The organism is Pseudomonas sp. GZD-209, assembly GCF_049310485.1.
GTDB classification, from domain to species: domain Bacteria; phylum Pseudomonadota; class Gammaproteobacteria; order Pseudomonadales; family Pseudomonadaceae; genus Aquipseudomonas; species Aquipseudomonas sichuanensis.
Genome location: NZ_JBMOWQ010000055.1, coordinates 64,438 through 76,174, shown reverse-complemented (window position 1 = coordinate 76,174; position 11,737 = coordinate 64,438). Strand labels below are relative to the sequence as shown.

Annotated in this window: 13 protein-coding genes and 1 pseudogene; 4 read left to right on the top strand and 10 right to left on the bottom strand. The window is 58.3% G+C overall.

Going from position 1 to position 11,737, the window contains the following annotated elements:
- Nucleotides 1-482: 482 nt before the first annotated feature.
- A pseudogene (locus ACO6VM_RS08460) lies at nt 483-856 on the top strand (cyclophilin-like fold protein).
- Nucleotides 857-1,059: 203 nt separating this feature from the next.
- Here ACO6VM_RS08460 and ACO6VM_RS08455 read toward each other — a convergent pair.
- The 7 genes from ACO6VM_RS08455 to ACO6VM_RS08425 form a co-directional block, all read right to left on the bottom strand.
- On the bottom strand, nt 1,060-1,335 hold the full coding sequence (locus ACO6VM_RS08455) for a pyocin activator PrtN family protein (RefSeq protein WP_422403097.1): 276 nt from the start codon (nt 1,333-1,335) through the stop codon (nt 1,060-1,062).
- 156 nt (nt 1,336-1,491) lie between these two features.
- Nucleotides 1,492-1,701, bottom strand: coding sequence for a hypothetical protein (locus ACO6VM_RS08450; protein ID WP_422403096.1), 210 nt, complete (start codon nt 1,699-1,701; stop codon nt 1,492-1,494).
- Between the two features lie 17 nt (nt 1,702-1,718).
- A complete protein-coding gene (locus tag ACO6VM_RS08445) occupies nt 1,719-1,928 on the bottom strand; it encodes a hypothetical protein (RefSeq protein ID WP_422403095.1) in 210 nt (69 codons plus the stop codon).
- A 207-nt stretch (nt 1,929-2,135) separates the two neighbouring features.
- Nucleotides 2,136-2,342, bottom strand: coding sequence for a hypothetical protein (locus ACO6VM_RS08440; RefSeq protein WP_422403094.1), 207 nt, complete (start codon nt 2,340-2,342; stop codon nt 2,136-2,138).
- A gap of 14 nt (nt 2,343-2,356) precedes the next feature.
- Nucleotides 2,357-2,518 carry a DUF2474 domain-containing protein gene (locus tag ACO6VM_RS08435; RefSeq protein WP_422403093.1) on the bottom strand — a complete coding sequence of 54 codons (162 nt, stop codon included), beginning with the start codon at nt 2,516-2,518 and terminating at the stop codon, nt 2,357-2,359.
- A complete protein-coding gene (locus tag ACO6VM_RS08430; RefSeq protein ID WP_422403092.1) occupies nt 2,511-2,660 on the bottom strand; it encodes a hypothetical protein in 150 nt (49 codons plus the stop codon). Before ACO6VM_RS08430 ends, ACO6VM_RS08435 begins: the two co-directional genes overlap by 8 nt.
- A gap of 38 nt (nt 2,661-2,698) precedes the next feature.
- Complete coding sequence (locus tag ACO6VM_RS08425; protein WP_422403091.1) at nt 2,699-3,499, bottom strand: GGDEF domain-containing protein; 801 nt, start codon at nt 3,497-3,499, stop codon at nt 2,699-2,701.
- Nucleotides 3,500-3,866: 367 nt separating this feature from the next.
- On the opposite strand from ACO6VM_RS08425, the gene ACO6VM_RS08420 reads away from it, so the two are divergent.
- Nucleotides 3,867-4,757: a LysR family transcriptional regulator gene (locus ACO6VM_RS08420; protein WP_422403090.1), complete on the top strand. Its 891-nt coding sequence runs from the start codon at nt 3,867-3,869 to the stop codon at nt 4,755-4,757.
- A 241-nt stretch (nt 4,758-4,998) separates the two neighbouring features.
- On the top strand, nt 4,999-5,451 hold the full coding sequence (locus ACO6VM_RS08415; RefSeq protein WP_422403089.1) for a molybdenum cofactor biosynthesis protein MoaE: 453 nt from the start codon (nt 4,999-5,001) through the stop codon (nt 5,449-5,451).
- 237 nt (nt 5,452-5,688) lie between these two features.
- On the opposite strand, the gene cydB is transcribed toward ACO6VM_RS08415, so the two are convergent.
- The 3 genes from cydB to ACO6VM_RS08400 all read right to left on the bottom strand — a co-directional run bounded on the left by cydB (nt 5,689) and on the right by ACO6VM_RS08400 (nt 10,535).
- Nucleotides 5,689-6,705: a cytochrome d ubiquinol oxidase subunit II gene (cydB, locus tag ACO6VM_RS08410; protein ID WP_422403088.1), complete on the bottom strand. Its 1,017-nt coding sequence runs from the start codon at nt 6,703-6,705 to the stop codon at nt 5,689-5,691.
- A gap of 14 nt (nt 6,706-6,719) precedes the next feature.
- Nucleotides 6,720-8,111, bottom strand: coding sequence for a cytochrome ubiquinol oxidase subunit I (locus ACO6VM_RS08405; RefSeq protein ID WP_422403087.1), 1,392 nt, complete (start codon nt 8,109-8,111; stop codon nt 6,720-6,722).
- A gap of 99 nt (nt 8,112-8,210) precedes the next feature.
- The gene (locus ACO6VM_RS08400; protein WP_422403086.1) at nt 8,211-10,535 is read right to left on the bottom strand and encodes an FdhF/YdeP family oxidoreductase; all 2,325 of its coding nucleotides are present in this window, start codon (nt 10,533-10,535) and stop codon (nt 8,211-8,213) included.
- Nucleotides 10,536-10,821: 286 nt separating this feature from the next.
- On the opposite strand from ACO6VM_RS08400, the gene ACO6VM_RS08395 reads away from it, so the two are divergent.
- On the top strand, nt 10,822-11,721 hold the full coding sequence (locus tag ACO6VM_RS08395; protein WP_422403085.1) for a bestrophin family protein: 900 nt from the start codon (nt 10,822-10,824) through the stop codon (nt 11,719-11,721).
- Nucleotides 11,722-11,737: the final 16 nt, after the last annotated feature.

Below are 11,737 nucleotides of genomic sequence, written 5' to 3'. Positions count from 1 at the left end.
GCAAATATTTTATTGTTGCGAGTACAAAATTAAATCTGATGGATTCGCGCTGAGACTACTGTTATTTCGATCGAGCAGAGGGAGATCCGCTACCTGATACCTATTCACGGCGCCAACTCTCCATAGGCCATCACATGCGCTTCCAATAAATTCCAAGCGCGTGGGTTACGCATTTTTTGCGGAAACCCAAATCCCACTTTGAGAGGGTGTACTCGGTTTCGAGAGGACACCCATGAAAATGCGGCTCCGAAAATTTCTGCCTATCGCCGCCGGGCTGCTAGCCCTAGGCGCCATCATTGCGCTCCAGCAGTACCAGCTCTCAACTCTATATAGAGCCCTGAATGAGGCTGCAGAGAAAACCTCTATCGACGCACTCCAGAATCGGGTAAGCGCGATCGATGATCTGCTGAACGCGGTATCAGGGAAACCCCTATGACCCTCATGGCCATGCGTGTACAACCAAGCCAGAGTCAGGAGTCTCCATGATCAGCCTGTATTTTTGCCGTGCGGGCATTATGTGGATGACTATTGGTGACAAGCGCTTCGCTATTACCTTGGACGATAATGAAAGCGCACGGGCACTCGCTCAGTTATTGCCCTTGACTTGGACATGACCGAACTCAACGCCAATGAGAAGTACGCGACCTTGCCGCAGCGGCTTCCTACCCGTGCGGCGAGGCCTGGCACCGTCCGCAATAGAGATCTGATGCTATACGGCAACGATACGCTGGTGATCTTCTACAAAACGTTTGAGTCAACCTACGCCTACTCCCGCCTGGGACGAGTTGATAACCCCGATCAGCTTATCGAGACTCTAGGGAAGGGGAATGTGTCCGTTCACTTCTCTATGGACTAGGTGGTGCATCGCTAGACCTGATGAGTGTCTGATACAAACCGTTTGCTGTCCTCCACGAACGGCAGCTATGGGTCGATAGCCGCCGATTGTAGGCGGCCATCGACGTCGGGTGCTCAAAAGAATACAACCGTCTGGCCGGGTCGACTGCATTCAGATGACCGTACGGAGGACACACCCTGATCAAGTGAGGTGCAATTTCCCGGTTAGCCTGCCCGTAATTTCTTGTTCAATTGCTCACACTCTTTGCGCGCAGCATCCCGCTGCTGATCCAGGTAAAGCGCCATATCGGCAATGTGAATGCCTCGGGCGCTCTTCTGGCTCGGTTCAAGTCGGGTGATGGGCAGCTTGATCTCCCCGGCCAGTACCTTGCGCTGGAATACGAGTGGTGTGAGGTGCGTGAAGTAGTCAGCGCATACCTGTTCGAGCGAGATAATTGCTAGGCCTTTGTACTGCGCCATCAAGACAAAGGCTGTGTTCACGCATAGCTTTCCTTTTGCTGCGAGCTTCGCACTGGGCTGTTGAGGCTGCGTCAAGATGCGGCACCGGTGCAGGGTGAGGCCGGAGAACAGGAAGTTGTTGTCGGTCTTTCTCAGGCCCGCAACTGCCCAAATCGGCGACCGATCAACAGCATTCAGTCAATGGTGCGTGTAGTCAGGCCCGCCGAGCGCCCGTAGTTGGTAGTCGTTGACGGCCTGGAACAGCGACTCAGCCAGGATCTTCAGACGCTCAATCTCTTCAGGCGGCGCGCCAAAATCCTTTGCTTCCTGGTAGCGTTTCAAGGCTTCTATCGCATCAGAGAAGGCCTGGTGATCTGGGAGAAGAACATTTGTCACATCTCGCTTCACAAGTCACTCCCCCGGCGTCAATGCAGGATGTGTGGTGCTTTACCGTGGATGATGAGCTGATGTTCGGTCACCAATCGATATCGTAAATCCGCGACCGTCCTGAAGAGTTCGATCTCTTCAGGCGGCGCACCATCTGCCTCAGCTTGCCGTAGGCGGCGCTGCGCATCGATCGCCTTTTGGATCAGATCCTCACCAGCTTCAGCCAGTCCCTCGATGGTTCGTTTCACGCCAATAACCTGTCAGGTTGACCGAAATAGTATAGAAGACCTGGTGCCGCGAAGAAATTCACCAAGGCTTGCCATTGACCCATAGCGGCCGTCGGCGAAAGCCCGCGTCTCTTTGCGCGCGACCCTGCTCAATTTATCGGAAAGGTTATTACTTATCGATAGGGATTCACAAAGTTCGAAAAAATGGCCTTCAAATCACTTGGACTATCAATGAATGCTATGCAGCGCACTAACAGATGAGCTCTGCACTTCAAGAAGAGACGGTTCGGTTTGCAGCATTGCCATCACATCTTTAGCACTTTTCCCATACCACCCCATCAGTTCTCTCAAATTCTGCACAAACTCCCCGTACTGAGGATCCACATCACTCTCGCCCACCAAAGCAGCATTATCAATTTCTCTTTCACCAGACACTGAAGCGGACTCCATCAGGACATAGTCGACATGCCAGCCCACGCCATCATCAAGCGGAATGCACCCGCGATGACGCCTAGCGCAATGACGCTTCCTGCCCAGATAGCGACTAGCCACAAAACACGCTGAGTCCAGGAAACATCCGCTTCCCTCTGATGCTGGGTACATTTACACATGAGCAAACTGCAGCATCAACATAGCCGCTGAAATCAGCACTATCGCACTCACAGCAAGCATCAGACCAAACCGAGCCACCAGACTTAAAATCGGCCCAGCAGATTGACCTTCCTGAACATTCACGCCACCGATCTTGCTCATAAATTTCGCTCCCCTCAAAATATCTGCAAAACTGACTACTACTCTCTCAACGCCCACTTGTAACACGACTTTCCTGAATCTTTCGCCTTGAGCATCGCCGAGTCCGCCGACAAAATTAAACCGCCAGCATCTTTACCATCCCGAGGAAACTCGGCAATTCCTATACTTACGCCTATTCGCAATTCCGGAAATTCTGCCATTAGGCTAGCGGTGGCGACGCCAAGAAGACGCTCGGAAAGCGCTTCAACTTCTGCGCCAGTAGCGTGAGCAAGCAATACGAACTCGTCGCCTCCTAACCGAGCCAAGACATCGCCGTCACGCACGCTTTCATTCCAGATATTCGCTACGGTTCTAAGTAGCTTATCGCCAACAGCGTGACTGTGAATATCATTGACCTGCTTGAATCCATCCAAATCCAGATATAAAAGCGACAGGGCACTCCTTTGTCTGGCCGCCAGATGCAACGCGTCATTCAGAGCAATTTCGAATCCCCTGCGATTGACCAACCCGGTCAACAGATCATGCTCTGAAGCGTACGCCAAAGTCGACATCAAATTGGATCTCGCTTTCATAGTGTTATGCAACTTTGAGGCAAAAACGATCAAAAACACCAGTTGGGTTACGCTGACCATAACACCAGGCACGAACCATGAGAAATGGCCCATCGTCAAACGCTGCCCCTGCAACCAAAGAAAGAGGAGCATCCCTGTCATAGTCATCCATGATAGCAAAGAAGCGACGAGAAACGCATTGAACCTATGACGAAGGTCGCGCACCAGATTCGCTCGCCTATCTTTCAAAGCAGGGCCCTCAATGGACATTGTTTTGTAAACAACCATCAACCACCGCCAACAACAAACAAACATAGATGGCGATGAAATTTAATTCACATATACAACCCAACAGAGAACTCGAGCAGGTCTGGTGTGATGGTTTTCTTTGCAGAGAGAAGCTATAGCAGAACACATCATTCGTCTAATCGACAGTTTCGAACAGCCAATAAACACCTTCGATTAGAGCTTACCCACAATACCTTATCGACCATTTCTATCATTCAGTCATAAATTCTCATTGGACGCCAGGCCCGAGTCATCTTAATGTACCTTGTAAAAGCAATAGCGTTAGTGGCGTTCTATCGGTCTTCGCCTGGCGAGGCTGGGCTATTCTTGAAAAGCTCTCCCACTCACTCCCTAGCCAGGCCGCACTATGGACATCAAGCAGCTCAAGTTCTTGATCGCGCTGGACCAGACCCGCCATTTTGGCCAGGCGGCTGCGCTTTGCCACATCACTCAGCCGACCCTCTCGATGCGTCTGCGCAATCTTGAGGACGAACTGGACTTGGTACTGGTAGCCCGTGGCAAGCGTTTCGAGGGCTTCACCGAGGCCGGAGAGCGCGTATTGAGTTGGGCCCGTACGCTTTTGGCTGCCTATGATGGTCTGCAGGCTGAAGCAGCGAGCTGTCGAGGGCAGACCGTTGGTAATCTGCGTGTCGGGATGGTACCGCTATCCAGCTTCAACCCCGTGCTTTTCCTCAAACCGTTGGCTCAGCGCTATCCTGAACTTCACTTCCAGATGTCATCCCTGAGCTCCGAGCAAATCACCGATGGCTTGAGCCGCAACCAGCTCGATTTGGGTATTTGTTATCTGGATCAAATAAACCCGAACTATTTCGAAGTCATCGCGCTGGGCATCACCAGTATGGGGCTGTTGTACGACACGCGGCACTTTCAATTTCAGTCGCCTGAGCTTTCATGGGAAGCCGTCAGCAACGTGCCCCTTGGGCTACTCTCGCAGGGTATGCATTATCGCCAGGCGGTCGATCTCAGCTTCCGAAGCCGAGGGCTCAATCCGCAGTCGATGCTAGAAAGTGACTCCACGTACATGCTGATCCAGGCGGTATGCGCCGGTATGTGTTGCGCAATCATGCCGCTGCAGTACGGCATGGAAGATCTGAGCGAGCACCTCTGCATTTCGCCTATATCCGGCGGCAACGTCCATGCGCCTATTGGCTTGGTACTGCGAAAAACCGAGCCGCACTCGGCACTTGCCGAACAATGTTTTGCTGAAATCAAGGCTCTTCTGAGCGCACACAGTTAGCTTGCCCCTCATTCGTCGTTGCGCGCCCTAGCGCCGCTAATGACGTTAGAAAAAACCGGAACTCAATTCAAATAGGCGGCCACCAGCAACGGTCACTGCCTGTTTCCTAAATGCACACGCACCGACATAGGCAGAGCCAAATACTTTCTGGGATCAGGCGATCCCATGTCCGATGCAAGCATAAAGCCTGTTCATTGAATATGTCTTCCAGCTTCCCCCCAAACCATGAGCGAGGTCTGAAATGTGCGTCATCCTGCAAGACAAGGCAATAAACTGTAACACGCTAATCGACTCAATCCATATTCGGGCTCAGGGGCTGGGAGCGCTTGTGACGTTCATTGGCTACGTCCGCGACCTGGGTTTGACCGCGACAGGCGTCAGCGAATTATTTCTGGAACACTACCCAGGCATGACTGAAAAAAGCCTAGAGTCGATAGTTGCCGCTGCTGGCCAACGCTGGCTGTTATTAGATGTTGTCGTGACGCACCGGGTCGGTGTAATCCCTGTAGGCGACCCCATTGTACTCGTCGGAGTTGCTACCCTTCACCGTCAGGATGCCTTTGACGCTTGTGCATTCATCATGGACCAGTTGAAGAGTTGCGTGCCGTTCTGGAAGCGCGAACATAGCCAAACCGGCGCACACTGGGTGGACGCACGCGAAAGCGACGCTCATGCCGCCACACGCTGGCAATAGTTTCGGCGTTAGGCTTTGTACGAAAAGTGCCTGCGCGACGATCATGCTGCGTTGAAAACAGGCTCGGAATGCTCATTTGCAACCAGCAAACTCCGCTTCCTCGCCTGTTTTCGCCTTGCCTGATCGCCGCTCGGCGACTTTTCGTACAAACCCTAAGACAGCAGACAAAGCATCGCAAACAGCCACGCCTCTGCAAGGTCCGTAGACCCCGAAGAGGCGTGGCTGACCACTCAACAATTAATGATAGGCATCCCCCGGCTGCACCTTGCCGCGGAACACGTGGTAGCTCCAGAAGGTGTAGGCCAGGATGATCGGGATGATGAACAGCGCCCCGATCAACGCGAACAGCTGGCTGGTCAGCGGCGCGGCGGCCTGCCACAGGGTCAGACTCGGCGGCACGATATTCGGCCAGATGCTGATCGCCAGCCCCAGGTATCCAAGGAACACCAGCCCCACCACGGCAATGAACGGTAGGTGCGAGTGGCGCTTGCGCAGGGTCTTCTGGATGACCACCACGGCCACCACCGCCAGCACCGCGATCAGTGCCGAGCGCAGCCAATGGCTGGCACCGAACCAGCGCTGGGCGATGTCGTCATGCAGCCAGGCGGTCCAGGCGCAGATCACCACGATCACCAGCGCCAGCAGGTAGGTCAGCGGACGGCTGTAGTGGCGCATGCGCGACTCGAGCATGCCATCGGTCTTGATCAGCAGCCAGGTGCTGCCCAGCAGCGCGTAGGTCAGCAGCAGGCCGACGCCGCAGAACAGCGGGAACGGCGCCACCCAGTCCCAGCCGCTGCCGGCGAACTGTCGGTCCACCACCGCGATGCCGCTGATGTAGGTGCCGATGGCCACGCCTTGGAAGAAGGTCGCCAGCACCGAGCCGCCGATGAACGCCTTGTCCCACAGGTGACGCTTGTTCGGGTGGGCCTTGAAGCGGAACTCGAAGGCCACGCCGCGAAAGATTAGCCCGGCCAGCACCAGCACCAGCGGCAGGTAGAGGGCCTCGAGGATCACCGAGTAGGCCAGCGGGAAGGCGCCATACAACGCCGCCGCGCCGAGCACCGCCCAGGTCTCGTTGCCGTCCCACACCGGTGCCACGGTGTTCATCATTACGTCGCGATCGCTGGAATCACTGATCAGCGGGAAGAGAATCCCCAGCCCAAGATCGAAGCCGTCCATGATCACGTACATCATTAACCCGAAGGCGATGATCACGCCCCAGATGACCGAAAGGTCGATACCTTGAATTGCCATGTGCCTACTCCTTCTCAGTCGGCGACGGACAGCGGGCGACGCGCGGTGGCCAGCGATTCCGGTTGGTCGGGGCTCGGCAGTGCCTCGTGCGCAATCGGGCCCTTGCGCACCAGGCGCATCATGTAGCCGATCCCCACGGTGAACACCGAGAAGTAGATGACCACGAAGGTCGCCAGGGTGATGCTCATCTGCACGGTGCTGTGGTTGGAGGCCGCTTCAGTGGTGCGCAGCATGCCGTAGACCACCCAGGGTTGACGGCCCACTTCCGTGGTGAACCAACCGGCCAGCAGGGCGATCAGCCCCGACGGCCCCATCAGCAGGGCGAACCAGAGAAAGGCACGGTTGCGGTACAGCGCGCCGTTGCGACGCAGCACCAGGGCAAGCAGCGCGCAGGCTAGCATCAGCATTCCGAGGCCGGCCATGACCCGGAAGCTCCAGAAGATGATCGTAGAGTTGGGACGGTCTTCCTTGGCGAAGCTCTTGAGCGCCGGGATCTGCTTGTCCAGGCTGTGGGTGAGGATGAGGCTGCCCAGGTACGGCACTTCGAGGCTGTAGCGGGTGGTTTCGGCGGCCATGTCCGGCAGGCCGAACAGCACCAGCGGCGAGGCTTCGCCCGGCTTGTTCTCCCAGTGGCCCTCGATGGCGGCGATCTTCGCCGGCTGGTGCTCCAGGGTGTTCAGGCCATGGGCGTCACCGACCACCACCTGCACCGGCGTTGCCACCAGAATCATCCACATGCCCATCGACAGCATCTTGCGGATCTGCGGCGTATTGCGCCCGCGCAGCAGGTGCCAGGCCGCCGAGGCCGAAACGAAGAACGCGGTGGAGAGGAACGCGGCCAGCGCCATGTGCGCAAGGCGGTACGGGAACGACGGGTTGAAGACGATCTTGAACCAATCCAGCGGCATTACCCGGCCATCGACGATCTCGATGCCCTGCGGAGTCTGCATCCAGCTGTTCGAGGAGAGAATCCAGAACATCGAGATCAGCGTACCGATGGCCACCATCACCGTGGCGAAGAAGTGCAGCTTGCGCCCCACCCTGCCCCAGCCGAACAGCATCACGCCGAGGAAGCCCGCTTCGAGGAAGAACGCGGTAAGCACCTCGTAGGTGAGCAACGGCCCGGTCACGCTGCCGGCGAAGTCGGAGAAGCGCGCCCAGTTGGTGCCGAACTCGTAGGCCATGACCAGGCCCGAGACCACGCCCATGCCGAAGTTGACGGCGAAGATCTTCGACCAGAATTTGTAGAGGTCCTTGTAGACCGAGTGGCCGGTTTTCAGCCAGCAGCCTTCGAGCACGGCCAGGAAGCTGGCCAGGCCGATGGTGATGGCCGGGAAAATGATGTGGAACGAGACCGTGAAGGCGAATTGTAGCCTTGCCAGGTCCAGTGCACCCAGATTCGACATGACGATATCCTTGTGGACAGACAGGTCCCTCCCAGGCGGCGGCCAGTAAGGCGCCGCATACCCGGGGGCCTGCAGTCGATTGATTTGAACGGTCGAGAGTTATGCGCTGACGGCGTGAATCAAGGCATCCGTTTGCGCGTGCTCGAGGCGAATAGCGACGAACTTCGAGGTCGGCGTAAAGGTCTGGTCGCCGTAGCTTTCCAGCGGTACCAACGGGTTGGTCTCCGGGTAGTAGGCGGCCGCCTGGCCGGCTGGGATGTCGTAGGCCACCAGGGTGAAGCCGCTGACCCGACGCTCCAGGCCGTCTTCCCACAGCGACACCATGTCCACCTTGTCACCGGGCGCGAAGCCCAGCCGCAGAATGTCGGCCGCATTGGCGAAGACCACTTCGCGCAGGCCGAACACACCGCGGTAGCGGTCGTCCAGGCCATACAGGGTGGTGTTGTACTGGTCGTGCGAACGCAGGGTCTGCAAAATCAGGTCAGGCTTGTCGCCACGGGCGAGCACCGCTTCGTTGACCAGTTGTGCGGGCAGCTGGGTAGCGGTGAACTGCGCCTTGCCGCTGGCAGTGTTCCACTCACGCTCGGCGGCGGCGTTGCCTAGGTAGAAACCGCCAGGATGCTCCAGGCGCGCGTTGAAATCGGTGAAACCGGGGATGGTATCGGCGATCAGGTCGCGGATACGCGCATAGTCGGCCACCACCCAGTCCCAGTCGATAGGCCGGTCACCCAAGGTGGCCTTGGCCATGCCGGCGATGATCGACGGTTCCGAGCGCAGCAGTGGAGAGCGCGGTTTCAGCTGGCCATGGGAGATGTGCACCATGCTAAAGGTGTCTTCCACGGTGACGCCTTGCGGCCCTTCGGCCTGGATATCGATCTCGGTGCGGCCCAGGCACGGCAGGATTAGCGCATCGCGGCCGGTGACCAGGTGCGAGCGGTTGAGCTTGGTCGAGATATGCACGGTCAGCTCGCAGTTGCGCAGCGCCGCGTGGGTGCGTGGGGTGTCCGGCGTAGCCTGGGCGAAATTGCCGCCCAGGGCAATGAACACCTTGGTGCGGTGCTCCTCCATCGCCTGGATCGCCAGCACGGCGTTGTGCCCATGGCCGCGCGGCACCTCGATGCCGAAGCGACGCTGGATGTTGTCCAGCAGCCAAGTCGGTGGCTTCTCGTCGATGCCCATGCTGCGGTCGCCCTGCACGTTGCTATGACCGCGCACTGGAGACAGACCGGCGCCCGGGCGGCCGACGTTGCCGCGCAGCAGTTGCAGGTTGACGATCTCCTGCACGGTCGGCACCGAGTGGCGATGCTGGGTGACACCCATGGCCCAGCACATGATCACCCGCTCGGCCTTGCGGTACATGCGCGCGGCCAGCTCGATCTCGGCCTTGCTCAGGCCCGATTGCTCGACGATGTGCTCCCAGGAGGTAGCGTCCACCTGCGCTAGGTAGTCGTCCATACCATGGGTGTGGGCCTTGATGAAAGCGTGGTCGAACACCGGCGGCATGCCGTTGGCCTGGGCCTCGCGTTCCCACTGCAGGAGGAACTTGGCCATGCCACGGATGGCCGCCATGTCCCCACCCAGGGCCGGGCGGAAGTACGCGGTGTTGGTCGGTTCGGAACCGTTGCTAAGCATTTCGAACGGGTGCTGCGGGTGCTGGAAGCGCTCCAGGCCACGCTCCTTGAGCGGGTTGAAACACACCACCTGGGCGCCGCGCTCCACCGCCTCGCGCAGCGGTTCGAGCATGCGCGGGTGGTTGGTGCCGGGGTTCTGGCCAATGACGAAGATAGCGTCGGCCAGCTCCAGGTCGTGGAACACCACGGTGCCCTTACCCACCCCTACGGTGCTGGACATGCCCAGGCCGCTGGCCTCGTGGCACATGTTCGAGCAGTCGGGGAAGTTGTTGGTGCCATAGGTGCGCACGAACAGCTGGTAGAGGAACGCCGCTTCGTTGCTGGCCCGGCCCGAGGTGTAGAAGTCGGCCTGATCGGGCGACTCGAGTTTGTTCAGATGCTTGGCGACCAGGGCGAAGGCCTCTTCCCAGCTGATCTCGACGTAATGATCGGTGCTGGCATCGTAGCGCATCGGGTGGGTCAGGCGGCCCTGGTATTCGAGCCAGTAGTCGCTTTGTTCGAGCAAGGCGCTGACGCTGTACCTGGCGAAGAAGTCGGGGTCGACCGAACGGCCGGTGGCCTCCCAGTTGACCGCCTTGGCGCCGTTCTCGCAGAACTTGACCATACCGTTCTCGGGTGACTCGCCCCAGGCGCAGCCCGGGCAGTCGAAGCCGTTGTTCTGGTTGGTCTTGAGCATCGCACGGACGTTTTTGACGGCGTTCTCGCTGCCCAACCAGGCCTTGGTCACGCCCATCAGCGCGCCCCAGCCGGCGGCCGGTCCGTTGTAACTTCTAATATGTTCTTCGTCGCTCATCAGGATCACCCTTGGTCGCGGCAGGCTAATTAACAAGTTCAAAGTTTCAAGTTGTTCAAACCATCAACTTCGACACTGCTGACCTGTACAGGCTATTTTTGCGATGCACTAGCGTCAAATTGAAAGTAATTAACACTTCATCGGTAATCTCTATCACCCGGTCGTGATAGAGATTACTGATCAACTGGTCATTAAATATGATTGGACGCTGTTACCCGCACTTCTTAGGCTGCTGCCGCGCCTGAACTTCCGCACCCGGCCGCCTTATGAACCCGCAGGTATTTACATGATCGTCCATGCCAAACCCAACCTGCTAAACGTGCTGATCACCCTCAAGGGTTCGATTGCCCGGCGCATCGCCCGCCGCACCCTGATGGTCAGCGTGCTGGCTTCGCTGATCGTGCTGGTGGAGACCCTGCACCCGGCGTTCTACTCGAAGGTCAACGCCACCCCCTTCACCCTGCTAGGCATCTCGCTGTCGATTTTCATGAGTTTTCGCAACAACGCCTGCTACGACCGCTGGTGGGAGGGCCGCAAGGCCTGGGGCCAGGTGGTCATCGAGGTGCGCTCGTTCATCCGTGCCAGCTGCGTGATCGCTAACCCCGAGCAGCGCGCACAGCTGCTGCGCGGGCTGTGCGGCTACACCCATGCGCTGAGCGCGCGGCTGCGGGGCGAGGACGAGCTCAAGGCTGCGACCCCATGGCTGGACGATGCCGCCAGCCTGCCGCCGCACAACCTCAGTGACGGCATCTTGCAAGCGCTAGGCGCACGCATTTCGCGCCTGGCCCAGTACCAGCAGATCAGCGAATGGCGCTACGTGACCCTGGAGCAGCGCCTGAAAGGGCTGTCCGAGGCACAGGCGGCCTGCGAGCGGATAAAGGCCACGCCGCTGCCGTTCCCCTACACCTTGCTGCTGCACCGCACCATCTACCTGTTCTGCCTGCTGCTGCCGTTCGCCATGGCCGAGCCGCTGGGCTGGCTAGCGCCGCTCTTCACCGCCATCGTCAGCTACACCTTCTTCGGCCTGGACGCCATCAGCGACGAACTGGAAGACCCGTTCGGCCGCGACGAGAACGACCTGCCCCTGGACGCAATCGTGCGTACCGTCGAACGCGACGTGCTCGGCGCCCTGGGCTGCACCGAGCTGCCACCGACGCTACAGCCGGTAGACCACATCCTCAGCTGAGCCCCCTCACCCTGCC